The organism is Phyllobacterium sp. GQ127, from assembly GCF_059758635.1.
Map to the genome: position 1 here is coordinate 1 of NZ_JCAXDZ010000003.1, position 26,142 is coordinate 26,142.

The window sequence follows — 26,142 nt, forward strand, 5'->3', positions numbered from 1 at the left end:
GTTTTTGAACTTATTATGAAAAATATGACAGAGCCTGTGAATTTCGCTTTCGCATATAATTATGTGTCCCAAACTTCCGCGTGGCCCTGTGGATAAACAGCGGGGTCACAAACATGCCCGATTTGCGAAATAGCGCTCCTTCACTGCGTGGTGGCTATCCACATAATGAGAGTTAAAGACACCTCGCGTTGACACAGCGATCTTACGGGGGCAAAACTGCGACCGCATGAAATAGCAAGGCGAGGCCGCAAGGCTGGTATGCTGATCATCTCGCAAAGCCTTAATCTGATAAATGGCGATAGGTTCGACACGTAATCGTATGAATGAGTATGAGGGGCATTCTCTGATCGATCCAGGCAATGAGCCTCCGCTGATTACAGACGGGCGCCGAGGGCCTCCGGATCGCCGTGAGGTTTCCGCGCGTTGGCTTGCGGGCACGTTTTTAACCGGCATTACGTCGAGCATGCTTATTGGTGTTGCGCTCTTTGCTGCTCTTGATGGGCGCGAACAACTGGCTACGCCGCCTGAGCTTATGGCGCGCAATGCAATGCCAAGCGCCAATAATAGCGATGTTGTTAAAGGCGCCCGTGTTGCGGCGACCACCCCTATTCAGAAAAACCGCGACCGCCGACGCCTTGATGTATCAACGATGTTTAAAGAGGGTGAACGCGATGTTATTCGTACAATGCCTTTTGAACTCGTTCATATAGCGCTCGCAGATGTTCACAACACCAATCGCAGATATCCTTCATTTAACCCGCTGAATGTGTTTGCCGAAGCAAATGCCAACGCCGATCCTGCCCCCCGAACCGGCTTGATCTATGGTGCCAAGGTTGAGAGTGAGGTCAGTCTGCGAACATTGGACTTTCCCTTGGCAACAGCCCAATACGATCCTTCTGACGATCTGAGCGTTGATGAGGTTGAAGAAGTCGTCCGAAATACCGGCGCATTGCTTTCCGATGGTGCCATTCAAGTCGCCTCACTTCATTATGTGGATCCATTGCGCTTTGGTTCCGATGAGGACCCTTACAATTTGCGCAGCCCCCTTGCGGTCAAGATTATTCAAGAAAATGTGAGCGTATCGCCCAGAATGGCTGAGGACGCTGTGAGCGCCGGCTATTCGGAGGAGCTGATTCCATTCCGGCGCGACAATGACGTACTCGCTGCGCTTAGCGATGCCGGCTATGAAGGAAGCGACGCCGAAGGCATGGCAGGGGCAATCTCAAAGCTGCTAAATTCCACGCGACTGAAAGCTGGCAGTGTGTTGCGGCTTGGTGTTGAGTCGGAAAACAATGCCGACCGGATCATTCGTGCCAGCGTTTATAATCGTTCGACCCATATTCTCACAATCGCTCTCAATGATAGTGAGCAATATGTTCCCGCTGATGAGCCGGAGATGACACCGGGACTTCAGGTCGCATTCGACGATAGCCCCCCCGTCATGCGCCGCGCTGAAGACCTGCCGACCGTCTATGATGGTATCTATAGAGCAGGACTAGCATATGGCATGACCGACACGATGATCCAGCAGCTGATAAAGATGCTGGCTTCCGATGTCGATTTCCAGGCTCAACTATCGCCAACCGACCAGCTGGAAGCATTGTTCTCTTTGCCGACAGGCTCCGAGAAAGCCGATGAACAGTCTGAAATTCTTTATGTAGCTGCCAATTTCGGCGGTGATCTGAAAAAATTCTACCGGTTCCATAGTGATGATGGCACCACGGATTATTACGACGAGAATGGCAAGAGCTCTAAACAGTTCCTGCTGCGCAAGCCTGTTCCAAATGGCGTCTTCCGGTCACCCTTTGGAATGCGTCGGCATCCAATTCTCGGCTATTCGCGCATGCATACCGGCGTTGACTGGTCAGCGCCTCGCGGCACTGCAATCATCGCGTCGGGCAATGGCGTGGTGGAGCGGGCCGGATGGACCAACGGTTACGGCAATCAAACTTTGATTCGCCATTCCAATGGTTATGAAAGCAGCTATTCCCACCAAAACGCTATTGCGAGCGGTGTAACCCCCGGTTCAAAGGTCCGGCAGGGGCAAGTCATCGGCTATGTCGGTTCAACGGGTCTTTCGACCGGTCCACACCTGCATTATGAAGTGATGGTGAATGGGTCGAAAGTCGATCCGATGCGCATACGCCTTCCAAGCGGCGGCGAACTTCGCGGAGATGAGCTCGTAGCGTTCAAGCGTGAACGCGAACGAATCGACCAGCTCATTCAGGATGATGGAACACCGCCGACCAAAGTGGCAGCCAGCGGCTGATCCTATTCGTGGAACTCTACCGTCACGCCTTTTTGCACGAGCTTTGACAGTTCCGTCGCGTCCCAATTGGTAAGACGCACGCAACCATGGCTGTTGGTCTTGCCGATCTTGGAAGGTTCCGGCGTTCCATGAATGCCATAAGTTGGTTTCGACAGTGCGATCCAAACCGTCCCGACCGGACCATTGGGGCCGGGCGGAATTGTCAGCACCTTGTCATTTTCGCCCTGCTTGAAGTTCAGCTTTGGATTATAGGTATAATTGGGATTGAGTGCGATGCGCTCGACCTGAACTGTTCCGGAAGGCGAAGGCGTGTCTGTTGATCCGATTGTCGCCGGATAAGCCACAATCAGCTTGCCCTCGGCATTATATCCACGCACCTGTTTGCGCCCCTTGTCCGCAATGATCTTGGTCACCGCGCCACCGGCATTCTGTCCCGTATTAACAACCTGAATCGTTACCCCGGGCGTATTGAAATCAACGCCCGGATTAATCTCTTTCAGATAATTCTCATCCATATGGAACCGTTCTGCCAGCAATTCGGTCACTGAAGTAAATGCCATGCGCTCAAGCTGAGCTTTGTGAGCATAGTCCTCGGGAATGGAAGCGACATAGGGGTATGCGGCATCCTCCGATGAGATCGTATAAGATGTGAAAGCGGGACCGCCGGTTTGCTCCAGCGAAGCATTGATCCCCTCTTCATTCAGCGGATCAAACTGCTGTCCTGTCATTTCTTCAAATGCGGCGACGGCTTTATCAACGTTACCGCCCTTATGGCCGTCGATAACGCCAGGTGAGACGCCAATTCTGTCGAGCAAGACCTGAATAGCCGTAATCTTCGCCTTGGCGCCCTGCCCTTTCGGCAGTTCGACAGTTGGAGCTGGATTTGGATGAGCTGGAATTTGCTCTTGAGGCGCATCGCTCAACCCGTCAGCTGGAAAATCAGGATCAATGAGATTGGGATCAGATGGCTGCAAACCGGGTTCGCCATTTGCAGGCGGCAAAGGCTCACGGGACACACTTCCATAGTCCTGCTCGGAGGGGCCAGATGGTTGCCCGCCATAGGGATCGTTGGGAATTGCGCCTGTACCGTAAGGATCTTGCGGCGCTTCGGGAAAGTAATCCGGGCTTTCGCCATATTGATCGTTTTGCGGCTCTTCTACAGATACAATCCTGCCGCGGCGATCTACCGTAACCCGGCGGCCATATTCATCAAAGTAGGATCGGAATGCTTCACGGCGCGGACGACGTTCTTGCGGCTCGAATAATTGTGCAACCTCAAAGGATTTCTGGTTGTTCGCATTCACGCCAGGTTCGGCAGCCGCCATTCCCATGCCTATGGTGCCCGCTGAAGCAGCGAGCAGAATCTTCATCAACGAACCGCGGTAGAACGTCATGCCTAAGCTTCCGATTTCTCTAATAACTTGTCATTAATCATAAAATGACGCGTTTTCATGTTTTTATGGTTAATGAACAGAATGATCGTCGCATTTATCGGATGAACGAGACATGAAAATGGCCGCTATGTGGCGGCCATTTTGTATCTTGAGAAAGCCGCCTACGCAGCTTCATTGTCCTCAATGACCGGACTCGCTTTCGAAGCCTTGAAATTGAGCCGGTCCGATCCAGACGTAATCTTGACAGTCGAGCCGTCCAGTATTTCACCGAGAAGAATCTTCTCCGCTAGCGGATCCTGCACCTGCTTTTGGATAACCCGCTTGAGAGGGCGCGCGCCATAAGCGGGATCATAGCCCTTATCAGCAAGCCAATTTGTAGCATCGTCGTCGATTTTCAGAACGATCTTTCGATCGGCGAGAAGAGCCTGCAAACGCTGGAGCTGGATCGCAACAATGGTGCCCATTTCCTTGCGCTTCAAACGGTGGAACAGAATCACCTCATCCACCCGGTTGAGGAACTCCGGCCTGAACGAGGCTTTGACCACGTTCATCACATTCTCGCGCACGTCCTCAACATCCTGATCCTCACCCAGCGAAACAAGATATTCCGCGCCAAGATTGGATGTCATAATGATCAGCGTGTTGCGAAAATCGACAGTGCGACCCTGTCCATCGGTCAGGCGACCATCATCAAGAACCTGAAGCAGCACATTGAACACATCAGGATGCGCCTTTTCGATCTCATCGAAGAGAACAACCTGATAGGGACGACGACGCACCGCTTCAGTCAGAGCTCCACCTTCTTCATAGCCAACATAGCCGGGAGGCGCACCGATCAAACGGGCCACCGAGTGCTTTTCCATATATTCCGACATGTCGAGGCGAACCATTGCCGTTTCATCGGAAAACAGGAACGAAGCCAGCGATTTTGTCAGCTCGGTTTTACCCACACCTGTCGGTCCGAGGAAGATGAACGAACCGATAGGCCTGTTCGGATCCTGCAAACCGGCACGGGCACGGCGCACTGCTCTGGATACAGCTTGCACGGCCTCGCCCTGTCCAACCACCCGTTTGGCAAGTTCATCTTCCATGCGGAGCAACTTGTCGCGTTCACCTTCCAGCATCCGGTCAACCGGAATGCCGGTCCAGCGGGAAACGACCTGTGCAATATGATCCGGCGTTACGTTCTCCTCAACCATTGAGGTCGAACCGTCATTCTTCTCCGACTCAGCCAGTTGTTTTTCCAATTGCGGGATCGTGCCATAGGCCAACTCGCCCGCCTTTTGAAATTCACCATTACGCTGTGCCGATGCCAATGCATTGCGTGCGTCATCAAGCTGACGTTTGAGATCAGCTGCCAGACCAAGCTTCTGCTTTTCCGCCTGCCACGTATTGGTAATTATGGTCGACTGCTCTTCCAGATCGACAAGTTCTTTTTCCAGTCTCTCGAGACGGTCGCGGGAAGCATTGTCTGTCTCAACCTTCAAAGCCTCGCGTTCGATCTTCAGCTGCATGATACGCCTATCGATTTCATCCAGCTCTTCGGGCTTGGAATCCACCTGCATGCGGAGTCGCGCAGCACTCTCATCGATCAGATCAATGGCCTTGTCCGGCAAAAACCTGTCCGTGATGTAACGGTTCGAAAGAGTGGCAGCAGCGACAAGCGCCGAATCGGAAATGCGCACCTTATGATGCTGCTCGTATTTTTCCTTCAAACCGCGAAGAATCGAGATTGTATCTTCAACAGTTGGCTCATCGACAAACACGGGCTGGAAACGCCGCGCAAGGGCAGCATCTTTCTCGACATGTTTGCGATATTCATCAAGCGTGGTGGCGCCAACGCAATGAAGTTCACCCCGGGCAAGCGCTGGCTTCAGCAGGTTCGATGCATCCATCGCACCTTCGCTTTTGCCCGCGCCAACAAGCGTGTGCATCTCATCGATAAACAGAATGATATCGCCATTTGCAGACGTGACTTCGGAAAGCACACCCTTCAGGCGCTCCTCGAATTCACCGCGATATTTTGCACCTGCAATCAATGAACCCATATCGAGAGCCATCAATTGCTTGTCCTTGAGTGATTCAGGCACATCACCATTGATAATACGCAGCGCCAGTCCCTCGGCGATAGCTGTTTTACCAACGCCAGGTTCACCGATAAGCACCGGATTGTTCTTGGTGCGGCGCGACAAGACCTGAATTGTCCGGCGAATTTCATCATCGCGGCCAATGACAGGATCAAGTTTCCCCGCCCGCGCATCGGCAGTCAGATCCCGTGCATATTTCTTCAAGGCATCATAGCTGTTTTCCGCCGAAGCAGAATCAGCCGTCCGGCCTTTGCGGATATCGTTGATAACTGCATTGAGACCCGCAGCCGTAACGCCGGCGCGGCTCAATATTTCGGAAGTCTTGGATGATTTTTCGATAGCCATGGCCGTAAGCAGCCGTTCTACCGTGACAAAGCTGTCACCAGCTTTCTGCGCCACTTCCTCGGCTGTAGCAAAAACTTTTGCCAGCGGCTGGGCAAGATAGAGCTGGCCATTACCGCCTGTTACTTTAGGCAAAGCGTCCAGGGCCGCCTGCAGCCCAAGCCGCACATCGGCAATTCGCCCGCCCGCCCTTTCGATCAATGACGCAGCAAGACCTTCTTCATCGTCGACCAAGACTTTCAGAAGATGCTCTGGGGTAAATTGCTGATTATTGGATGAGAGGGCAAAAGTCTGCGCGGACTGTATGAAACCGCGAACCCGTTCGGTATATTTTTCAATGTTCATTCTTGTCTCCTTTTACCCGGCAACCCGATTTCGGCATTGCCTGGCGTGTTGGTGACGGATCCCCTGCAACGAGGCAGATCCATTCGCTCGATGCAGATATGGGAATATTATCCCCGGGGTACAAGACCGGATATTCTGCTTTTATGACGCTTCAAATCTAGCATGTATGCCCCCTCCTTGCCACGCCCGCTTTTGCGTCTGGCTATTGCTTGGTGGGAAAGACGGGCGGTCATCGAAGCGCGTCTTTGTAGTAGGTAAAGCGATCCGAAGACCGCCCGTCCGGCGATTTTGCATTCTGCCCGTTCCGCTTGGGAGGCCTCGGCTACCCAAGGAGTGCCATTTGCGGCGCGCCATGCGTTAGCCTTGCGCCCCTTAAAGTGCTCGTCCAGCACGCGCCGTTCCTAGTAACGGCAGGGGAACCCTTGGACAGAACGTCCCCGGATGGCGGGTCCGTAACCCGCCATCGGAGGCGCCCATCCTTCCCCAAACTTCGAACGGCTCCGGAAGCTGTTCCCCGCGGGAAGGACGCGAGCAGAATAATTCAGAGCGGGAACTGTTGGATAAGTTTGTCGAGATTATTTTTGGAAAGCCTGATTTGCACAAGCTAAGTGCGTCCTTCGACAAGCTCAGGATGAGGGAGGTGGTTTGATTGCAGGGAGCTATATTCTGGAACGCCGAAGATTACCTGTGCAGTTCGCCAATCTTCCTCATGGTGAGCTTGTCGAACCACGCACCAACTTCAAATGCAGTCAAATAAAAACGCCACCCGCAGGTTTCCCCGCGGGTGACGCATTATTCAACTCGATCAGATCAAACGTCAGATTCAGCCGCAGCGCGGCGCTTTTTGACTTCAGCCACAATACTGGCCGGAGAAAGATCCGACGCAGCTTCCGGAGCGTTTGCCGCTTCCGCATTGCCTTCAGTTACCCGTGGCTCACGCGGACGGGCAGGTCTGCGACCACGCGGTGAACGGCGAACAGCGGGCTTTGCCTCCGCAGCTTCTTCCGAACCAGCAGCGACAGCTTCAACTTCCTGATTTTGAGCAGGTTGGGCCTGCGGCTGACGCTGGCTGACAGTGTCATCATCATAAGCAACCTCGGCGGGCGTGCCTTCGATGACGGGCTGAGGACCGCTGCCATTGATCGGCTGGTGCACAACGCGCTCGGGTCGGTCACGGCGTTCTGAGCGTTCCGGACGATCCTGGCGTTCGTGGCGCGGCTGGCGCTCCTGCCGGTCTTGACGTTCAGGGCGTTCCTGACGCTCGGCACGATCCTGACGTTCAGGACGTTCCTGGAACTCCTGCTCGTTATTGCCGACATTGTTGCCGTCGTCTTCGTAATTATTGTCGTCATCCTGTTCCTGATCATCGCGATCATCGCGCTGATATTGAACGGGTGCTGCGGCCTGTGCAGCCATGATGATTCGATTGTAGTGTTCTGCATGCTGAAGATAGTTTTCAGCCATAACGCGATCGCCCGCACTTTGTGCATCACGTGCAAGGGTCGTATATTTCTCTGCTACGTGCTGAGCATTTCCCCGAATTTTAACGTCAGGACCGTTGCTCTCATAGTTACGGGAAAGTGGGTTAGGACCTTTGCTGCGGTTATTGTTGTTACCGCGTCCGCGCATGCGCCTATTCTGCTGTACTGGCCTCATACTTATCTCTTTTCAGAAAATCAGGGGCGCTCATTTGCTCAACATTTCGAGTCAAAAAGCTTCGCTTCTCAAGTGCCGATCTGAAGCGCGCCCCGCGCTTCAATCGCATCCAAAGTTCATAAAACTTTTGTGCTACCCCAAGAACCATTTCTCCAAAACAAATGTAGGGAGAAATCAAACCCCGGAAATTTGCGTATCAATTATCTTGATAGGCAGAACCAGAGTTGTTCGGTTTCGAGCGGTAACTGGAAACTAGCGGGCTTCTCCGCAAATTCCAAGCCTTTTTTCATTATTTTTCGATTGTTGTGAACAGAAGGGCGCGGTCGTGCCCTCCGAAATCCTGCCTCACACCGCTCATCACGAAATTCCTGGCGTTAAAAATCGCCTCAATATCCTGCCGCTGCCCTGCCCCGATCTCCAGTGCGACCACGCCACCAGGACGCAAGTAACCAGCGGCATGATCAGCAATGATCCGATAGGGCTCCAGCCCGTCTGGACCTCCATCCAGCGCCCGAACCGGATCATGAAGAACAACTTCTCTTTGCAACTGCGCAATATCGCCAGTGCGGATATAGGGCGGATTGGAAATAATCATGTCATATGAACCAGTTAGCTCGGAAAACCAGTTGGATGACAATGCCGCAAAACGCGAAGAAACATTCGAAAGCACCGCATTTTCACGCGCGGTAGCAAGGGCATCGGCCGATATATCCACGCCCACGGCGCGCAATTGCGGCAACTGATCGAGCAGCGAAAGGGCGATCGCTCCTGTTCCTGTTCCAAGGTCAACAATGTCGGCGACACCATGGTTGGAAATGCGGTTTTGGAGAAAGGGCAAAGCCAGTTCCACAAGCGCTTCCGTGTCGGGACGCGGCTCGAGCGTTTCTGTGGAAAGGCTCAATTCAATGCCGAAAAATGCCCGCTTGCCGATAATGCGATGCACCGATTCACCCTTGATTCGGCGAGCAAGCATGGCCTCAAGCGCCTCATATTCATGCTGGCCAAGCTCGCGATTCGGGTTACGGATTATTTCCAGCCTGTCGCAGCCTGCAATCCATTCAAGCAAAAGACGGGCATCAAGCTCCGCAGATTCTATTCCCGCTTCGGCGAGAGAAGCACGCGCGCTCCGCAGAACGTTCATCAATTGGTGTCTGTGGTCAGAAGCCGTCATTCATCTGTGCCAGCAAAGCGGTCTGGTAATCGGAAATGAGCGCGCCAATCAACTCATCCAGATCGCCTTCCATGATGCGGTCTAGCTTATAAAGGGTCAGATTGATCCGATGGTCCGTGACCCGTCCCTGCGGAAAATTATAGGTGCGGATGCGTTCGGAACGATCCCCTGAACCGACCTGGCTGCGGCGGGCTTCGGAACGTTCGCTATCTGCTTTTTGGCGCTGCATATCGAACAGGCGCGAGCGCAGCACCTGCATGGCGCGGGCGCGGTTTTGATGCTGCGACTTTTCGGCCTGCACAACGACAATTCCAGATGGAATATGGGTAATGCGAACCGCCGAGTCGGTTGTGTTAACGTGCTGTCCGCCCGAACCCGATGCACGCATCGTATCGATACGGATGTCATCGGGGCGAATGTCGATGTCGATCTCTTCAGCCTCCGGCAGCACCGCGACAGTTGCTGCCGATGTGTGGATGCGTCCGCTGGCTTCGGTATCGGGGACCCGCTGGACGCGATGGACACCCGATTCAAACTTCAGTTTGGCGAATACGCCCTTGCCGGAAACCATGGCGATAACTTCTTTGTATCCGCCCGCTTCGCCGTCACTGGCCGAGATCAGCTCAACCCGCCAGCCATTGGCCGACGCGTAGCGCTCATACATGCGGAAAAGATCGCCGCCAAAAAGTGCCGCTTCCGAACCGCCAGTACCTGCGCGTATCTCGAGAATGGCGTTGCGCTCATCGGCAACATCCTTGGGCAAAAGCAGAACCTGAATATCCTTTTCAAGCTCTTCAATGCGCTCTTCGATTTCCGGCAATTCAGCTTCGGCGAGCTCGCGCATGTCGCGATCGGTTGAGCCATCATCCAGCATTGCCTGCAAATCAGCCGCTTCGCTGCGGGCGGCAAGAAAATCGCGGATCTTGAATACGACCGGCTCCAGTTCGGAATATTCCGAAGCAAGCTTCACATATGTTTCGGAATCGGGATTGCTCGCCATCTGCGTTTCCATCATCGAAAAACGCTTCAGCAGCTGATCCATGCGATCCTGCGGAATAGACATCAGATTAGCCTCACAGTGATATGCCTGCCCGCTCTGCAAATTTGGTCAGGATGTGGCGCAGCGAGCCGGTATCGCCATGATTATCCATGGCATCAGCGAGTTGCGCCCCAAGCTCGTTCACATCAAGCGAACCAAGCATTGCCTTGATCGGCCCGATGGAAGCAGGCGACATTGAGATCGAGCGAAACCCAAGGCCAAGCAGTGCGAGCGCCGAAATTGGCTTTCCGGCCATTTCGCCGCAAAGCGTTACATCCGTATTATTGCGGATGCCTGCTTCGACGATCTGGCGAAGCACGCGCAGGAATGGCACGGAAAGATTATCGAAGCGGTTGCTAATGATCGAATTGCCTCGATCAACCGCCATGACGAATTGGAACAGATCGTTGGAACCAACCGAGACGAAATCAACCACCGACATCAGTTCGTCAAGTTGCCACAGCAAGGAAGGCACTTCCACCATGGCGCCGATCTTGACCCGGGTAGGCAGATTATGAGCAAAGCGCGAAAGGTGCTGCACCTCGCGGTTGATCAATTCGCTCGCTTTGCGAACTTCGGCGATTTCAGTGACCATTGGCAGCATGAGGCGCAGCTCGCGCCCGCCAGCAGCCTTCAACAAGGCGCGAACCTGTGTGCGCAATAGCCCTGGGCGATCAAGCGTCAGGCGGATCGCCCGCCAGCCCAATGCCGGATTTTCCTCATGGGTCTCGCTGCGGAAATAGGGCAGTACCTTGTCGCCGCCAATATCGAGCGTCCGGAAAGTCACCGGCTTGTCGCCTGCAGCTTCAAGCACGGAACGATAAAGCCGCTCCTGCTGCTCCGCCCGCGGGAAAGTCGACGCGACCATGAATTGCAATTCCGTCCGGAAAAGTCCGATACCGGCCGCGCCTGCCTCAACGAGTTGCGGCAAATCGACCAGCAAACCCGCATTCATCAGCAAGGTGATCGGCACACCGTCCCTGGTCACCGAAGGACGGTCGCGCAATTCGCGATAAAGTGCCTGACGCTTGGCTCGGAACTTGACCTTCTCGGAATAGGCCGCTTCAACGTCCGATTGCGGACGTAAATGCACCTTGCCATCATCGCCGTCGACAATGATCGCATCATTGTTTTCAGCCATGGACACGACGCCCTTGACCTGACCGGCAACGGGAATACCCATAGCGCGGGCAACGATCACCACGTGACTCGTCGCAGCGCCATCTTCCAGCACCAGGCCTCGCAGGCGTTCGCGCGGATAATCCAGCAGCTCGGCAGCGCCCATGGAACGCGCCACAATGATCGCATCCTTGGCCAGCGATCCAGCCATGGTCTTCACGTCACGGCCCATCAACTGACGCAACAACCGATTGGCGAGATCATCGAAATCGCTTAACCGCTCACGCATATAAGGATCGGTCAGATGCATCATGCGCGCACGTGTGTCGCTCTGCACTTTTTCCACTGCCGCTTCCGCGGTCAAGCCGTTGCGGATCGCTTCTTCAAGACGGCGAACCCAGCCGTTATCATGGGCAAACATGCGATAGGCTTCCAGCACCTCGCGGTGCTCGCCCTCAAAGGCCACGTCACGGCGCGACAGCATGTCATCAATAGAAACACGCAATGATCCAAGCGAGCTTTCGAGCCGGTCGATCTCGGCATCAATATCTTCATTGAACAGGTTGGTCACAACAATGCGCGGCTCGTGCAGCACAACATGCCCAAGACCAACACCATCATTGAAAGCACTGCCGGCAAAGCTCATCGGCTTGCCCATATCGAGTTCTACGCCCGGACGCGCCAGCCGCGTAAGACTGCCCGCTGCAACCATCTCGGCCAACACCATGGCCGTGGTTTCCAACGCCTCAATCTCATCTTCGCGGTAGACCCGCTTAGTCCTGTTCTGGACAACGAGAACGCCGAGGGTTCGCCCTGCCCGCAGGATAGGTACACCAAGGAATGAATTGTAAATTTCTTCGCCTGTTTCCGGCAGGTAGGCGAATGCCGGATGGGTTTGCGCATCTGTAAGATTGAGTGGACGCGCACTAGCAGCAATCGTACCAACAAGACCTTGACCAAGGCGCAGTTGCGCCAGATGAACGGCCGACGGGTTCAAACCTTCGGTGGCATAAAGCTCAAGCACGCCATCAGAACGCAGCACATAAAATGAGCACACTTCCGCGACCATGTTCTGAGCAATGTCGCGAACAATGCGGTCAAGCCTCTCCTGTGGCTCAAGAGCCTCCGCCATCAATTCGCGGAGCCGCTTCAGCATGACACGAGGGCCGGTTGTCTGCTCGCGCGTGGGCACCATTTGCTCCATAGCATTTATTGGCAGAGCCGGAATGACCTTGCCAATGTGAACTTTAGATCATCTTAGTCGGCAGAAATACCGGCAAACAGAATCTCTTCTGTCAATGCTTATCCAGACCGTAGACAGAATGCAAAGTGCGTACTGCAAGTTCTGCGTATGGGCCGTCAATTAGAATGGAAATCTTGATTTCCGATGTGGTGATAGCTCGGATATTAATGCCCTTGTCAGCAAGCGCCCGGAAGGCCGTTGCTGCAACACCCGCATGGCTGCGCATGCCGATGCCGATTACCGATACTTTGACCATGCCAGCTTCCGACTGGATAATATCGCAGCCGATTTCGGCTTTGACCTTTTCCAGCACCGCAAGCGCCTTATCAAGATCACCGGATGGAACGGTGAATGTCATATCGGTCTTGGTGCCGTCTTCAGACACATTCTGTACGATCATGTCGACATTGATATGGGCCTCAGCAAGCGGGCCAAAAATACCTGCCGAAATACCCGGACGATCCGCAACGCGGCGAAGCGATATCTGTGCTTCGTCCTTGGCATAGGCAATTCCTGTGACAACCTGCTGTTCCACGATTTCTTCCTCGTCGCAAATAAGAGTACCGGGCGGATTGATCAGATCACCCATGCCCGGTGCATCGGGGTCTTCGAAACTGGACCTGACAAATGTGCGCACTTTATGCACCATGGCAAGCTCGACGGACCTGACCTGCAAGACTTTCGCGCCAAGCGAAGCCATTTCCAGCATTTCTTCAAATGAAATGCGCGAAAGGCGGCGCGCCTTGGGTTCGACACGGGGGTCAGTGGTGTAAACACCGTCGACGTCCGTATAGATATCGCACCGATCCGCCTTGACCGCTGCTGCAATTGCGACAGCACTTGTGTCCGAGCCGCCGCGTCCGAGCGTAGAAATACGATTGTCCGGGCCGATACCCTGGAATCCGGCAATAACAGCCACCTGACCTTCCTCGAAGCGCTCAATCAGGAAGGAGCCGTCAATATCGGTAATACGCGCAGCACCATGCGCATTGTCTGTCTTGATGGGTATCTGCCAGCCTTGCCAGGAGCGTGCATGGACGCCCATCGCCTGCAAAGTGACCGCGAGAAGACCGGCCGTTACCTGCTCACCGGAAGCAACGATGGCATCATACTCGCGCGCATCGTGCATCGGCGATGCTTGGCGCGTCCAGGCAACGAGTTCGTTGGTTTTGCCCGCCATGGCCGAGACAACCACTGCGACTTCATGACCGGCATCGACTTCACGTTTGACATGCCGGGCCACATTACGGATGCGGTCGATATCGGCCACCGAAGTGCCACCGAATTTCATCACAATGCGAGCCATGGGAATTACCGTTCTGGAAAGGCCTGAAATTATATTGGAAGAGAACCAGTCGAATGAACAGGTTCCGCGCCAGTTGAATGCGGCTTCCCATAACCAAATTATGACATAACTGCAAGAACGCGGGACGATTTGCGCCTTGACATTTTTTACGTGAATGGGCCACTCGATAGGAAGAGCAAAGGATAAGGCAATGGCCCAGGCAGAACGCAGTACAATTGATGCCGTAGAAGTGGAGCGTTTTTCACGCATGGCTGCGGAGTGGTGGAACCCACAAGGCAAGTTCCGCCCGTTGCACAAGTTCAATCCGACCCGTCTTGCCTATATCAAGGAAAAGGTCTGCGCTCACTATAATCTCGACCCGAACAGCCCCCAGCCATTCAAGGGTCTGCGATTCCTCGATATTGGTTGCGGTGGCGGGTTGCTGTGCGAGCCGATGGCACGGCTTGGCGCGACGGTAGTCGGTGCCGATGCTGGCGAAACCAATATTGAAGTTGCCAAAATTCACGCCGCCCAAAGCGGATTGGACATAGACTATCGCGCGACGACAGCAGAAGCCCTGGCCGAAGCCGGCGAAAAATTCGACGTTGTTCTCAACATGGAGGTCGTCGAGCACGTGGCTGATGTTGATCTCTACATGTCCGCCTGTTCGCAAATGGTCAAACCGGGCGGCATGACCTTCGTCGCTACGATAAACCGGACATTGAAAGCCCTTGGCCTTGCAATTTTTGGCGCGGAATATGTGTTGCGCTGGCTACCACGCGGCACGCATCAATATGAAAAACTCGTGCGCCCTGAAGAGCTGGAAACGGCACTCGTCGCAGCCGGTCTGAGTGTAACCGAGAAAGTCGGCGTAACCTATAATCCCTTTGCCGATAGCTGGAACCGCTCAAACGATACCGATGTGAATTACATGGTGCTGGCTGTTCGAAACTAAACCACGCCAGACCTAAGCAATCGTCTATCCTGCTTTTGTCGCCATCAGTTGCGCTTTCGTGGTCATGCCCACACCAACTGTAATAATTGCCGCCCCCAGCCACGTCGTCAGCCCATAGGTTTCTCCCAAAAACAGGGTTCCTGCCAGCAAGGCTACCGCCGCTCCAACATATCCTATCTGGCTGAGATAAACCGGGCCACCAACCGCTTGCAGCCGGAAATAGAGTGCAAACATGCAGGTGGAGGCCAGAATTTGCGCTAGCACCAGCCACGGCACATTAGCCAACGGCGCAACTGGAAAGCCACCGGTCATGAGCCAGATAGCTGGCACCAGCATGACCGCCGTCACAATATGGCTTCCTGCCGCCAATTCAGTCGGGTCAGCACCTTTAGGCCAATCAATGGTGCGATAAACATTGCCCAAGGCAAGAAGAACCGGAATCAACAGGCCGATTATAACCCAGAGCGGTTCGGCGGGCTGGCCCACCTGACCGCGGGTAAATCCAACGATCACTGCGCCGATAAAACCAACCAATATGCCCAAAAGTCCAAGCAGGCTGGGGCGTTTGAGTTTGAACAGGATCGACAGCATCAAGGTGAATACTGGCGAAAGCGTATACATGATGCCCGTATAGCCAGACCCAAGATGCGGGATGGCCGAAAGCGTCATGACATTAGGCACGGCATAGGAAATAAATGCGGCGATAAGGTAATAGCGCACCATATGCACGTCCAGCCGCGGGCGTTTGCCCATAAGCAGGAAGGCAATCAGCAAAACGGTTCCCGCACCGGTTGAAATAACGAAAGCCCAGAGCGAAGGCGCAATCCCGGCAGAAAAAGCCAATTTGCCGAATGGCAAAGTCAGCCCCAAAAACGCCCCTGTTAAAAGCAGCAGCAAGGGCGCGGAATTCAAAAATTGCATGGAAAATCACCCGGGCGGTCAGAATCGACCACCGCACCATAGACCTTAGTGCTATGAGATCAATTGTGATCTTCGGGAAAGACAGGAAGCGGCATGACATCCACGCCATCTTCCAACAGGGCTTCCACATCTTCGGGAGTGGCTTCGCCATAAATGCCCCGCGCCTCGGCCTCGCCGAAATGAATTTTGCGTGCCTGTTCCGCAAATTCCGCGCCAACATAATCCGCATTCTCGCGGACCTTCTTGACCATTTCCTTCATTTCCTTGGCCATTTCGCTCATGGCAATGGCAATTTTCTCTTTTTGCCTGCCTGTCGAAACAGAAGGTGCCATTAGAGCTTTGCCGACCTTGTTCGAGCCGCATGATGGGCAGCTTACGAGACCTTTTTCAGCCTGAGAATCGAAGTCGTCATTGCTGCGGAACCAGCCTTCAAATTCATGGTCCTTGTCGCAATGAAGAGAAAAACGGATCATGACGCGTCTGCCAGTCTTTCGCTCCGGCCATCATTCTCGACAAGCACGCCGAACGGGCGGGCATTTTTCAAATTAGGCACTTTGGCACGGGCAGCCGCACTCAATGCCGGATCAATATCAGCAATGATGATCGCAGGATCGGCATGTGCCGCTTCAGCCAGAACTTCACCCCAGGGCGCGACAATGATGGAATGGCCAAATGTCTCGCGGCCATCTTCATGGACGCCACCTTGCGCAGCAGAAATCATGAATGCACCATTTTCAATTGCGCGTGCACGTTGCAGCACATTCCAGTGGGCTTCGCCCGTCTGGCGGGTAAAGGCCGCAGGCGCAGTGATGACCGATGCACCAGCCAGTGCCTGCGCCCGGAACAATTGCGGGAACCTGACATCATAACAAATGGCCAGACCCAGCTTGGCAAATGGCAAATCAAGAACCACCGTATCGTTGCCAGGCGAATAGACAGCAGATTCGCGCCAGCTCTCGCCATTATCCAGATCAACATCGAACATGTGGATCTTATCGTAGCGTGTCAGGATATTTCCGTCCGGACCGAAAAAGAAGGCACGATTGGCAATTTTGCTATCCTCAACCGCAATGGCCGTCGAGCCGATATGAAGGTGAATTTTGTGACGCGCCGCCAATTCGGAAGCTGTGCGAACAATTATGTCCTCGCTCTCGCCCCTTAAGACGCTGGCAAGGGCCTTGCGATCCCGCTGCAGCGCCCCGGTCATTTCCGGGGTTTGCACATAGACCGCCCCTTTGCCAACAGCATCGTCAACATAGTCAACGAGATCAGCAGCATTGCGCTGCGGGTCGACGCCCGAGCGCATCTGGATAGCGGCAGCACGAAATACACTCATTCCACTGTCCTTAAACGAGTTCGCCAGTCTTCAACAGTCCGTCAAGTCGGCCCTGGCTTTCAAGCGCGTAGAGATCATCACAACCACCAACATGGGTCTTGCCTATGAAAACCTGAGGAAATGTTGTGCGCCCATTGGCACGAGCCAGCATTTCCTGCCGTGCATTTGGTTCCACAGTTGCATTGTGCTCAACAAAGGCTACGCCTTTTTTCTCAAGCAAGCCTACAGCTGCCGTGCAAAAGCCACAGCCGTTACGCGTATAGATTGTCACATCGACCATCATGGCACTCCAATTTTTCCCTTATATAGGCGTGAAAACCTGACGGGAAAAGGCCCGTTCGTTGCGCAAAAGCCAGCTTAGACAGACAATTCGTCTCCCATAACCCTGGCGAAGGTCAATACATCGACACTTTTTGCTCCAGCCCGCAGGAGTGCGCGGGTTGCTGCCTTGACCGTCGCGCCAGTCGTATAGACATCATCGATCAGAAGGACATTGCGCCCTCGAACCTTTATCTCCTGCGCCTCAGGCACTTTAAAGGCACCGCGAACATTTGTAAGGCGCTGGCTCGGACCAAGCCCCACCTGTTGCCGCGTTTTTTTGATGCGTTTGAGGGCGTCAGGTTCAAAGGCTTTGCTGCTGACATTCGCCAGATAACGGGCAAGCTCTGCCGATTGGTTGAAACGGCGCAACCAGAAACGCCTCGCATGCAGCGGCACTGGCACGATCACGTCACAATCATCGATCAGTTCGCGCCCTGCCCGCGCCATCCACCCTGCCATCCAGCGACTTAAATCGGTGCGATCATTATATTTGAGCCGGTGAATCATATCGCGAATGACGCCTTCATGAATTGCAACGGCGCGGGCACGAGCAAAGGGCGGCATATCCGCGATTGCCTCGGCCGATAGAATTTCAGAACCCAGATCATGGCTGAAGGGCGTTCCAAGCACCGGGCAATAGGGCTTTTCGATAAACCTGACCTTGGTCCAGCATGTTCCGCACAAGGAACCGGGTTCAGCCACATGCTTGTCACATCCGGCACAAACAGGCGGGAAAAGCACATTAAACACCTCCCGCACGGCACTGCGCGCGCCTATGCCAATGCTTGTGCGGACAGTTTTCCCGATAGTTTTCATTGCAATTCATGTCCAAGCGACGCATCTACCGGGCAATTATACATTCATCAGAGAAATTCGGAATGGATCGGCATCAGCTATTCGATCGAACTTTAGTCCTACAAAGAAGATTACGCGCGCTCAAACAGCACGGAACTTCTGCCGACTTTCTGCTCGCACGCGCAGCCGACGATCTTGAAGAGCGACTATCGGCTGTCGAGCGCCAGTTCGAAGTTGCGATTGACCTCGCCAGCCACACAGACCTTGCAGCCGAAGCGATGCAGCGCTCGGGCAAGGCTTCGATCATCATTCGCATTGAAGAAGCTGCGCCGTTCCTGACAACCCGCTTTCCCGCAATTGTCGCCGATCAGGAAATATTGCCACTTGGAGCTGCAAGCATTGACCTTGCGGTTTCCTTGCTGTCCCTGCATTTGACAAATGACACACCGGGGACCTTGCTCCAGATAAGGCGGGCATTGAAGCCGGATGGGCTGTTTCTCGGCGCCATGGCCGGTGAGAACACTCTGACCGAACTACGCGAATGCCTGATTGCCACTGAGAGTGAAATCAGCGGGGGCGTATCACCGCGTGTCGCGCCGTTTGCCGATGTGCGCGATGTCGGCGGTCTGCTGCAACGGGCGGGTTTCACATTACCCGTCACGGATATTGAAACCTATACGGTGCGATATGATAATCTTTTCGCGCTGATGCGCGACTTGCGGGCGATGGGCGTCCAGAACAGCCTTTTCGGGCGTTCCCGTAAGCCGCTGACCCGGCAATTCTTCATGCGGGCAGCAGAAATCTATGCCGAACGCTTTAGCGATCCTGATGGCCGCATCCGCGCGACATTTTCATTCATATGGATGTCTGGCTGGGCGGCGCATGAATCGCAACAAAAGCCGCTCAAACCCGGTTCTGCGAAGGCTTCACTGGCGGACTTTCTCAAAGAGGCTGAAAAAGATTAAAGCCCCTAGCAGTCGCCTGTTTTTGTACCATCGCTTTTGAGAATGCAAACCGAATTTGGCGTGCTTTGCAGCACGCTGCGGCGGACCGTATAGGTCGATGGATCAGCTTTCTTGATTGATCCTGTCTGGATTTCGTCCAGCGAGCGTCCTGCCGAATAATCCACGACAGCTTGACTGCTCCGATTAGCAAGCGGGGCTATGATCAGCGCCAATGCGACGGCAGCAGAGCCAAACAGCAATGTAATCCGCAGGATTCCTCCAGCTGCCCCGGACAAACCGCCGGTTCGCATCATCAGATCATCATCGATGTAATCGTTTTTGCGCGCCATAAACCACCTGAAAAATGCGCCTCAAGAATGTTTAAAAGTCGCTCAATCAGGTGAAGGATGAATTAACCGTTAGAGTTAACGGGCGAGAATACAACTTAACATTGTATAAAATTATAGAAGATCGATCAAAAACGGTATGAGCGGAATATCGGCTGCGGGCATTGGATAGTCACGCATATCTTTAGGACGCACCCATTTCAGCGCCTGCCCCTCCATCGAACGGGGCATGCCTTCATAACGCCGGCAAATGAACAGCGGCATGAGAAGATGGAATTTCTCATAGGTGTGGCTGGCAAATGTCAGGGGTGCAAGACAGGCGGGCTTGACCGTAATGCCAAGTTCTTCTTGCAGTTCTCTGATAAGGCTGGCTTCCGGAGTCTCGTTCGGTTCAACCTTACCTCCGGGAAACTCCCACAGCCCGGCAAGTGATTTTCCCTCCGGACGCTGCGTCAACAGCACCCTTCCGTCGCTATCGACCAAGGCACAGGCCGTGACCAGCAGAATCGGGAGTGTTTTGTCAGTCATGTTCTGCCCGCCAGTAAGCGTATCGGTATGCTTCTTTGAATCCCATGGATTGATAAAGGGCGATGGCGCCTGCATTACCCGCTTCAACTTGAAGCCACGCCTTGCAGGCACCTTGCATGACTGCCCACTTCAGTGCCGTTTTCACAATGGCGCGCCCATGCCCGCGCCGGCGCTCAAGTTCTGCCGTTTCGATTCCAAGCAGCCCAGCCATCGCGCCGTCACATATGCAAATAGCCGCTGAGACAGGTACATCTGCGTCTTCGCGGACAAACAGGCCTTTTGCCGGTCTTATGGCGTTGATCACGTCGACCAAGCTGGATTTCTTTTCAAGTGATTCTGCCTGAACACGCAACGAGGCAGCGGCGAACCGATCAGTATCCCTCTCCGGTTCCTGCTCTCTCGCATCGGATAGATCGACATCCGCCAAATCCGCAATCATCACCAGCGATTCGTCGAATCGAGTCCATCCGGATTTTTCCAGATATGATTCAAGCTTTTGCGGTGCCAAGGGAGAAAGTCTGAATATAAGCGCACGACCTGCGACCCGAAACCGCTCCGCGGCCGCGGCCACCCGCTTTTCAATATTCTCCGTATCACCCGGATCAAGCGGATTAACCGAGTTCAGCCGTTTTGCCGGATGATTTGGAGTGATTCGGATACTCCAGCTTCCGTCATAATGGACGGATGAAGCTGGCCACGCCCGGAAGCCCAGCGCCTCTATCTGCCTGACTTGCGTTAAAGCGAACGGCATCAGCTGCGGTAATCACCATTGATCGCCACATAATCCTTGGTCAGATCGCAAGTCCAGACTGTGGCTTTGCCTTTGCCAAGACCGATATCGGCGCGAATTTGGATATCTTCGTTCTTCATATAGGCCGAGGTCGCAGCTTCCGAATAATCCGGATCGCGTTCCCCTTCGCGGGCAACGCGGATGTCGCCGAACCAGATTGCCAGAAGATCGCGGTCTGCTGGTTCGCCAGCCTTACCCACAGCCATGACAACCCGGCCCCAATTGGCGTCCTCACCAGCGGCTGCTGTCTTGACCAAGGGAGAATTGGCAATGGACAAGGCAATCTTTTTGGCTGATTTGTCCGATTTTGCGCCGGTGACCGTGATCTCCAGCATCTTGCGGGCACCCTCACCATCGCGCACGACCTGCAAAGCCAGATTCTTGAGAATGCGTTCCAAAGCCTTCTCAAAGGGCTTGAGACGCTTGTCTTTCAGCTTGGTGACAGGCGCCGCACCGCGTTCGGCAGCCGAACCGGTCGCAAAAAGCAGCAAAGTGTCGGACGTGGATGTGTCGCTGTCGACAGTTACTGAATTGAAGCTCTTGCCCACCGACTTGGAAAGAAGTTCCTGCAAAACATCGGAAGCGATCGGAGCATCTGTTGCAACGAATGAAAGCATCGTTGCCATATCCGGCGCGATCATCCCCGCGCCCTTGGCGATTCCGTTGATGGTAACGGGAACACCGCCTAGCAATACGGTTTCCGTGGCAACTTTCGGGAATGTGTCGGTCGTCATGATCGCACTGGCCGCATCCTGCCAACGTCCGGAGACTGCCTGCTTTGCCATGTCGCCAAGCAGATGGCTGAACTTTCCGGCATCAAGCGGCTCACCGATTACGCCAGTGGAGGCAAGGAATATCTCATCCGGCTTGCACCCGACAGCTTTGGCAGCAGCAGCAGCAGTGACTTTGGTTGATTCCCTACCCTTTTTGCCCGTGAATGCGTTGGCATTGCCGGAATTGACAATAACGGCGCGCGCATAACCACCTTTCAAGCTGGATCGGCAGAAATCCACTGCAGCAGAGGGGCATTTCGAACGGGTGAAAACGCCCGCCACAGCTGCTGGCTTATCGAAAACCATCATGACAACATCGGTTCGGCCTTTATATTTTATGCCTGCCTCAGCCGTAGCAATCCTGACCCCCTGAATCTCGGGCATTGCTGGATAATGTTTGGGAGCAAGGGGCGAAACCGCTGTGGACATCTACAACCTCGAAGATGGAAATGAAGGATCTAAAGGAGTAAAGGCCCGCTCTTTACCAGCGGGCCTTTGATTTTTACTGCTGGCCTTCGGTGGCTGCCTTGAAAGCTTTTTCAACTTCGGGGTCGGCATAGACAATCTTCAGCGATGTCCGCTCCTGCTTGATCAAATCCGTATACCGATCGCGGATCAACATGGACTTGACCTGATCCTTCACCTGATCAAATGCCGGCGGCTGCTTGGCACGCTTGTCTTCAAGCTTGATCACATGGAAACCGAATTGAGTCTGCACCGGAGTCTTCGAGTATTTTCCAATCTCGAGCTCGTTTGCTGCCTTTTCGAACTCTGGAACCATTTGCCCCTGTCCGAAATATCCAAGATCACCGCCCTGAGCTGCGGAACCGTCTGTCGATTTTTCCTTGGCAATGTCCTCGAACGAGGCTCCACCATCCAGCTGCTTGATGATTGCTTCCGCTTCTTCCTTGGTCTTCACCAATATATGACGGGCGCGAACTTCATTCGTCGCTGGCATTGCAGCGATTTCCTTGTCGTAGCGCGCGCGGACATCCGCATCCGTGATCTTGTCGATAACCTGCTGCTTGAAATATTCATTGTGCAGGGCGCGTTCTTTGAGGAAGGCCATGCGCGACTTGAAATCCGCCGTCTGATCGAGCTTATCTGCCTCGGCCTTCACAGCAAACGCCTTGATATCAATAATTGCTGCAAGGGCGGCAACGCGACGCTGCTCTTCAGGCAATTGGGAAATCTGCGGGTCGAGATCTGCGGATGCCTGATCCAGATCCTTCTGCGTAATCTTGTTGCCATTCACAGTGGCAATAACCGTTGTCGGGTCCAGCGGGGCAGCTTTTGCAGCCGGTGCGGGGGTCGCATCTTGGGCCAACGCGCTGTTTTGGACCATGGCCACTGTGGAAACGCCCGCCAAAAACGTGGCTACAGTCATCAATGAAATCGTCTTACGCAATAGTTTCATTTTCAATTTTCTCCTTGGGAGGATCGGTACGAGCTATGAATATGGCAGAATTTGGCCGTAGTGAAGCAACGCTTCAACATTGACATCATTCAAGGCCCCTCTTATCTGTCCAACGGCTTTGCGTCCAGATAGCTTGGCAGAAGTTGCTTTATACCTTTGACTTGTTAGCTCAGATATATGGCAGCTTTGTAGTTCCGGACATCAGACGCTTCAAATGCCGGGACTCACCGGCAGAACGTATTTAAAGAGAGGACCAGGGATGGTCAGTTTCGGCGGCTTAGCTCGCAAGCTTTTTGGCTCTTCAAACGAGCGTCGCGTAAAAGGATTCAAGCCTCGCGTTGATGCAATCAATGCGCTTGAACCGGAAATTTCGGCCTTAACGGACGAACAACTCAAGGGCAAGACTGCGGAGTTCCGAGCGCAGTTGGCAAATGGCACAAAGCTGGATGACCTGCTGGTGCCCGCATTTGCTGTGGCACGCGAGGCCGCCAAGCGCGTTCTCGGCATGCGTCCCTTCGACGTCCAGCTTATTGGCGGCATGGTCCTGCATGAGGGCGGCATTTCGGAAATGCGGACCGGTGAAGGCAAGACACTCGTCGCGACCTTGCCGGTTTATCTGAATGCGCTAGAGGGCAAGGGTGTTCACGTCGTTACCGTCAACGACTATCTGGCCAGCCGCGATGCGCATTGGATGGGCCAAATCTATAATTTCCTCGGCCTAAGCTACGGCATCATCGTCCACGGACTCGATGATGAAGAACGCGCCAAAGCCTATAATGCCGATATTACCTACGCGACCAATAATGAGCTGGGCTTCGATTATCTGCGCGATAACATGAAGTACGAGCGCGTGCAGATGGTTCAGCGCCCGCACAATTATGCCATCGTCGACGAAGTGGATTCGATCCTTGTCGATGAGGCGCGTACGCCGCTGATCATTTCAGGCCCGCTGGATGACCGCTCCGATTTCTATAATCTCATCGATACATTCATCCTGCCCCTGCAGCCGGAAGATTATGAAATCGATGAAAAGCAGAAAACCGCTATCTTCACGGAAGACGGCACGGAAAAGCTGGAAAACCTGCTTCGCGATGCCGGACATCTGAAGGGTGATGGTCTTTACGATATTGAGAACGTTGCCGTCGTCCATCACGTCAATAATGCACTTCGCGCCCACAAGCTTTTCCAGAAGGACAAGGATTACATCGTTCGCAACGATGAAATCGTCATCATTGATGAGTTCACCGGCCGCATGATGCCGGGCCGCCGTTTCTCGGAAGGTCTGCATCAGGCACTTGAAGCCAAGGAACATGTGACAATCCAGCCGGAAAACCAGACACTGGCTTCAATCACTTTCCAGAATTATTTCCGCATGTACAAGAAGCTGGCCGGTATGACCGGTACGGCCTCCACCGAAGCGGAAGAGTTCGGCAATATTTACGGTCTTGAGGTTACGGAAATTCCGACAAACAATCCGGTCAAGCGTCTGGATGAAGATGACGAAGTTTACCGGACTGTCGAAGAAAAATATAAAGCCATTGTTCGCGATATCCGCGAAGCAGCGGCAAAGGGCCAGCCTGTCCTCGTCGGTACGACCTCCATCGAGAAGTCCGAGCAACTGGCCGATCGCCTGCGCAAAGAAGGTTTCAAGGACTTTCAGGTTCTGAACGCCCGGTATCATGAGCAGGAAGCCTATATTGTGGCACAGGCGGGCGTGCCGGGTGCTATTACAATCGCTACGAACATGGCTGGTCGCGGCACCGACATTCAGCTCGGCGGCAATCTCGAAATGCGCATTGCGCGTGAACTCGACGACATGCCTGCTGGCGAAGAGCGCAAGGCCAAGGAAGACGCTATTCGTGCCGACATCGCTGTCCTGAAGGAAAAGGCACTGGCTGCCGGTGGCCTTTATGTTTTGGCGACAGAGCGGCACGAAAGCCGCCGCATCGACAATCAGCTGCGCGGTCGTTCAGGCCGTCAGGGTGATCCGGGCCGTTCGAAATTCTTCCTGTCCCTGCAGGACGATCTGATGCGTATCTTCGGTTCCGAGCGCATGGATGGAATGTTGCAGAGACTGGGTCTCAAGGAGGACGAAGCCATTGTCCACCCTTGGATCAACAAGGCACTTGAAAAAGCGCAGAAGAAGGTCGAAGCGCGCAACTTCGATATCCGCAAGAACCTTCTGAAATATGACGATGTGATGAATGATCAGCGTAAAGTGATCTTCGAGCAGCGTCTCGAAATCATGGATGGCACGGACCTCAGCCAGACGACCAAGGAAATGCGCGAGGACGTGGTTGAGGACCTGACCAACCGGCATACGCCGGAAGGCGCTTATGCGGAACAGTGGAACATCAAGCAGCTGGATGAAGACGTCCGCAATATTCTCAATCTCGACCTTCCGGTAACAGATTGGGCGCTTGAAGACGGTATAACGTCAGATGATGTTCGTGAACGCCTGTTCGACGCGGTCGAAAAGGCGGCGGCGGATCGTGCTGAGCGCTTTGGGCCCGAAATCATGGCCTATGTCGAAAAATCGATCATACTTCAGAGCCTTGATGCGCTTTGGCGCGAGCATCTGGTCAATCTTGACCACTTGCGGTCGGTTGTCGGTTTCCGCGGATATGCCCAGCGTGACCCGCTCAACGAGTATAAGACCGAAGGATTCGAGCTGTTCCAGACAATGCTGGTCAACCTGCGCCAGAACGTGACATCGCAATTGATGCGCGTTGAACTGGTTCGGGATGCGGCAGCTACTCAAGAGCCGGAATTGCCTCCGATGGAAGGCCATCATATTGATGGCACGACCGGCGAAGATGATTTCGGCGAAGGCAGCATGCTTGCCGTGCAAGAAGATTTGCGCATCGTGGATCCGGCGGATCGCGACCCCAATAATCCACAAAGCTGGGGCAAGATTGGCCGCAACGAAGCCTGTCCTTGCGGCTCGGGCAAGAAGTACAAACACTGCCACGGCTCTTTTGCCTGATTACAAAAAAGGCCGCTTCAATGCGGCCTTTTCATTACCGAGCATTCGTGTCTACTTTTCGAACCGTTTCTAAAGGTTT

The 26,142-nt window shown here is 54.0% G+C and carries 21 protein-coding genes; 4 read left to right on the plus strand and 17 right to left on the minus strand.

The window, feature by feature from the left end; genetic code table 11:
* Window positions 1–292 precede the first annotated feature (292 nt).
* Window positions 293–2,269 (plus strand): M23 family metallopeptidase, encoded by a 1,977-nt coding sequence (locus AC6CHM_RS11945; RefSeq protein ID WP_498173314.1) that lies wholly within the window; start codon window positions 293–295, stop codon window positions 2,267–2,269.
* Window positions 2,270–2,271: 2 nt separating this feature from the next.
* Here the strand turns inward: AC6CHM_RS11945 and AC6CHM_RS11950 are convergent, their stop codons facing one another.
* The 7 genes from AC6CHM_RS11950 to AC6CHM_RS11980 form a co-directional block, all read right to left on the minus strand.
* Entirely contained in the window at window positions 2,272–3,663 is a 1,392-nt protein-coding gene (locus AC6CHM_RS11950; protein WP_370878731.1) for a L,D-transpeptidase, read from the minus strand.
* A gap of 161 nt (window positions 3,664–3,824) precedes the next feature.
* Window positions 3,825–6,437 (minus strand): ATP-dependent chaperone ClpB, encoded by a 2,613-nt coding sequence (gene clpB / locus AC6CHM_RS11955; protein WP_336442371.1) that lies wholly within the window; start codon window positions 6,435–6,437, stop codon window positions 3,825–3,827.
* 810 nt (window positions 6,438–7,247) lie between these two features.
* On the minus strand, window positions 7,248–8,093 hold the full coding sequence (locus tag AC6CHM_RS11960; protein ID WP_115055417.1) for a DUF4167 domain-containing protein: 846 nt from the start codon (window positions 8,091–8,093) through the stop codon (window positions 7,248–7,250).
* A gap of 289 nt (window positions 8,094–8,382) precedes the next feature.
* Window positions 8,383–9,264: a peptide chain release factor N(5)-glutamine methyltransferase gene (gene prmC / locus AC6CHM_RS11965; protein WP_337354364.1), complete on the minus strand. Its 882-nt coding sequence runs from the start codon at window positions 9,262–9,264 to the stop codon at window positions 8,383–8,385.
* A complete protein-coding gene (prfA, locus tag AC6CHM_RS11970) occupies window positions 9,251–10,330 on the minus strand; it encodes a peptide chain release factor 1 (RefSeq protein ID WP_115055570.1) in 1,080 nt (359 codons plus the stop codon). Before prfA ends, prmC begins: the two co-directional genes overlap by 14 nt.
* 7 nt (window positions 10,331–10,337) lie before the next feature.
* On the minus strand, window positions 10,338–12,617 hold the full coding sequence (gene ptsP / locus AC6CHM_RS11975; RefSeq protein WP_115055421.1) for a phosphoenolpyruvate--protein phosphotransferase: 2,280 nt from the start codon (window positions 12,615–12,617) through the stop codon (window positions 10,338–10,340).
* A 100-nt stretch (window positions 12,618–12,717) separates the two neighbouring features.
* On the minus strand, window positions 12,718–13,971 hold the full coding sequence (locus AC6CHM_RS11980; RefSeq protein WP_115055423.1) for an aspartate kinase: 1,254 nt from the start codon (window positions 13,969–13,971) through the stop codon (window positions 12,718–12,720).
* Window positions 13,972–14,161: 190 nt separating this feature from the next.
* Between AC6CHM_RS11980 and ubiG the strand changes: the two genes are divergently transcribed.
* The gene (gene ubiG, locus AC6CHM_RS11985; RefSeq protein ID WP_336442368.1) at window positions 14,162–14,905 is read left to right on the plus strand and encodes a bifunctional 2-polyprenyl-6-hydroxyphenol methylase/3-demethylubiquinol 3-O-methyltransferase UbiG; all 744 of its coding nucleotides are present in this window, start codon (window positions 14,162–14,164) and stop codon (window positions 14,903–14,905) included.
* 24 nt (window positions 14,906–14,929) lie between these two features.
* Here ubiG and AC6CHM_RS11990 read toward each other — a convergent pair whose 3' ends face one another.
* The 5 genes from AC6CHM_RS11990 to AC6CHM_RS12010 form a co-directional block, all read right to left on the minus strand.
* Complete coding sequence (locus AC6CHM_RS11990; RefSeq protein ID WP_498173315.1) at window positions 14,930–15,826, minus strand: DMT family transporter; 897 nt, start codon at window positions 15,824–15,826, stop codon at window positions 14,930–14,932.
* 59 nt (window positions 15,827–15,885) lie between these two features.
* Window positions 15,886–16,299 carry a DUF1178 family protein gene (locus AC6CHM_RS11995; protein WP_115055428.1) on the minus strand — a complete coding sequence of 138 codons (414 nt, stop codon included), beginning with the start codon at window positions 16,297–16,299 and terminating at the stop codon, window positions 15,886–15,888.
* Complete coding sequence (locus AC6CHM_RS12000; protein WP_307280052.1) at window positions 16,296–17,162, minus strand: carbon-nitrogen hydrolase family protein; 867 nt, start codon at window positions 17,160–17,162, stop codon at window positions 16,296–16,298. The genes AC6CHM_RS11995 and AC6CHM_RS12000 overlap by 4 nt, the downstream gene beginning before the upstream one ends.
* A gap of 10 nt (window positions 17,163–17,172) precedes the next feature.
* Window positions 17,173–17,442, minus strand: a complete 270-nt coding sequence (gene grxC / locus AC6CHM_RS12005; RefSeq protein WP_115055572.1) for a glutaredoxin 3 — start codon at window positions 17,440–17,442, stop codon at window positions 17,173–17,175.
* A gap of 77 nt (window positions 17,443–17,519) precedes the next feature.
* Complete coding sequence (locus tag AC6CHM_RS12010; RefSeq protein WP_337354362.1) at window positions 17,520–18,299, minus strand: ComF family protein; 780 nt, start codon at window positions 18,297–18,299, stop codon at window positions 17,520–17,522.
* 62 nt (window positions 18,300–18,361) lie between these two features.
* On the opposite strand from AC6CHM_RS12010, the gene AC6CHM_RS12015 reads away from it, so the two are divergent.
* Complete coding sequence (locus AC6CHM_RS12015; protein WP_336442363.1) at window positions 18,362–19,243, plus strand: methyltransferase domain-containing protein; 882 nt, start codon at window positions 18,362–18,364, stop codon at window positions 19,241–19,243.
* Window positions 19,244–19,248: 5 nt separating this feature from the next.
* On the opposite strand, the gene AC6CHM_RS12020 is transcribed toward AC6CHM_RS12015, so the two are convergent.
* The 5 genes from AC6CHM_RS12020 to AC6CHM_RS12040 all read right to left on the minus strand — a co-directional run bounded on the left by AC6CHM_RS12020 (window position 19,249) and on the right by AC6CHM_RS12040 (window position 23,077).
* A complete protein-coding gene (locus AC6CHM_RS12020) occupies window positions 19,249–19,572 on the minus strand; it encodes a hypothetical protein (protein ID WP_307280062.1) in 324 nt (107 codons plus the stop codon).
* 111 nt (window positions 19,573–19,683) lie between these two features.
* Window positions 19,684–20,097, minus strand: a complete 414-nt coding sequence (locus AC6CHM_RS12025; protein WP_336442361.1) for a (deoxy)nucleoside triphosphate pyrophosphohydrolase — start codon at window positions 20,095–20,097, stop codon at window positions 19,684–19,686.
* Window positions 20,090–20,848 carry a GNAT family N-acetyltransferase gene (locus tag AC6CHM_RS12030; RefSeq protein WP_498173318.1) on the minus strand — a complete coding sequence of 253 codons (759 nt, stop codon included), beginning with the start codon at window positions 20,846–20,848 and terminating at the stop codon, window positions 20,090–20,092. The genes AC6CHM_RS12025 and AC6CHM_RS12030 overlap by 8 nt, the downstream gene beginning before the upstream one ends.
* A complete protein-coding gene (argJ, locus tag AC6CHM_RS12035; RefSeq protein ID WP_498173319.1) occupies window positions 20,848–22,089 on the minus strand; it encodes a bifunctional glutamate N-acetyltransferase/amino-acid acetyltransferase ArgJ in 1,242 nt (413 codons plus the stop codon). Before argJ ends, AC6CHM_RS12030 begins: the two co-directional genes overlap by 1 nt.
* 73 nt (window positions 22,090–22,162) lie before the next feature.
* The gene (locus tag AC6CHM_RS12040) at window positions 22,163–23,077 is read right to left on the minus strand and encodes a peptidylprolyl isomerase (RefSeq protein ID WP_307280070.1); all 915 of its coding nucleotides are present in this window, start codon (window positions 23,075–23,077) and stop codon (window positions 22,163–22,165) included.
* 259 nt (window positions 23,078–23,336) lie between these two features.
* Here AC6CHM_RS12040 and secA point away from each other — a divergent pair, with 259 nt between their 5' ends.
* Window positions 23,337–26,063, plus strand: coding sequence for a preprotein translocase subunit SecA (secA, locus tag AC6CHM_RS12045; RefSeq protein WP_354347343.1), 2,727 nt, complete (start codon window positions 23,337–23,339; stop codon window positions 26,061–26,063).
* The last annotated feature ends 79 nt before the right edge of the window (window positions 26,064–26,142 follow it).

What these genes read in the sequence shown, in the direction of transcription:
- AC6CHM_RS11950 (WP_370878731.1), bottom strand. Translation starts at nt 3,663, where the DNA reads ATGACGTTCTACCGCGGTTCGTTGATGAAGATTCTGCTCGCTGCTTCA.
- clpB (WP_336442371.1), bottom strand. Translation starts at nt 6,437, where the DNA reads ATGAACATTGAAAAATATACCGAACGGGTTCGCGGTTTCATACAGTCC.
- grxC (WP_115055572.1), bottom strand. Translation starts at nt 17,442, where the DNA reads ATGGTCGATGTGACAATCTATACGCGTAACGGCTGTGGCTTTTGCACG.
- AC6CHM_RS11945 (WP_498173314.1), top strand. Translation starts at nt 293, where the DNA reads ATGGCGATAGGTTCGACACGTAATCGTATGAATGAGTATGAGGGGCAT.
- argJ (WP_498173319.1), bottom strand. Translation starts at nt 22,089, where the DNA reads ATGTCCACAGCGGTTTCGCCCCTTGCTCCCAAACATTATCCAGCAATG.
- AC6CHM_RS12010 (WP_337354362.1), bottom strand. Translation starts at nt 18,299, where the DNA reads ATGAAAACTATCGGGAAAACTGTCCGCACAAGCATTGGCATAGGCGCG.
- AC6CHM_RS11990 (WP_498173315.1), bottom strand. Translation starts at nt 15,826, where the DNA reads ATGCAATTTTTGAATTCCGCGCCCTTGCTGCTGCTTTTAACAGGGGCG.
- AC6CHM_RS12000 (WP_307280052.1), bottom strand. Translation starts at nt 17,162, where the DNA reads ATGAGTGTATTTCGTGCTGCCGCTATCCAGATGCGCTCGGGCGTCGAC.
- AC6CHM_RS12025 (WP_336442361.1), bottom strand. Translation starts at nt 20,097, where the DNA reads ATGACTGACAAAACACTCCCGATTCTGCTGGTCACGGCCTGTGCCTTG.
- ptsP (WP_115055421.1), bottom strand. Translation starts at nt 12,617, where the DNA reads ATGGTGCCCACGCGCGAGCAGACAACCGGCCCTCGTGTCATGCTGAAG.
- AC6CHM_RS11995 (WP_115055428.1), bottom strand. Translation starts at nt 16,299, where the DNA reads ATGATCCGTTTTTCTCTTCATTGCGACAAGGACCATGAATTTGAAGGC.
- AC6CHM_RS12015 (WP_336442363.1), top strand. Translation starts at nt 18,362, where the DNA reads ATGGATCGGCATCAGCTATTCGATCGAACTTTAGTCCTACAAAGAAGA.
- AC6CHM_RS12030 (WP_498173318.1), bottom strand. Translation starts at nt 20,848, where the DNA reads ATGCCGTTCGCTTTAACGCAAGTCAGGCAGATAGAGGCGCTGGGCTTC.
- AC6CHM_RS11960 (WP_115055417.1), bottom strand. Translation starts at nt 8,093, where the DNA reads ATGAGGCCAGTACAGCAGAATAGGCGCATGCGCGGACGCGGTAACAAC.
- AC6CHM_RS11980 (WP_115055423.1), bottom strand. Translation starts at nt 13,971, where the DNA reads ATGGCTCGCATTGTGATGAAATTCGGTGGCACTTCGGTGGCCGATATC.
- prmC (WP_337354364.1), bottom strand. Translation starts at nt 9,264, where the DNA reads ATGACGGCTTCTGACCACAGACACCAATTGATGAACGTTCTGCGGAGC.
- secA (WP_354347343.1), top strand. Translation starts at nt 23,337, where the DNA reads ATGGTCAGTTTCGGCGGCTTAGCTCGCAAGCTTTTTGGCTCTTCAAAC.
- ubiG (WP_336442368.1), top strand. Translation starts at nt 14,162, where the DNA reads ATGGCCCAGGCAGAACGCAGTACAATTGATGCCGTAGAAGTGGAGCGT.
- AC6CHM_RS12040 (WP_307280070.1), bottom strand. Translation starts at nt 23,077, where the DNA reads ATGAAACTATTGCGTAAGACGATTTCATTGATGACTGTAGCCACGTTT.
- AC6CHM_RS12020 (WP_307280062.1), bottom strand. Translation starts at nt 19,572, where the DNA reads ATGGCGCGCAAAAACGATTACATCGATGATGATCTGATGATGCGAACC.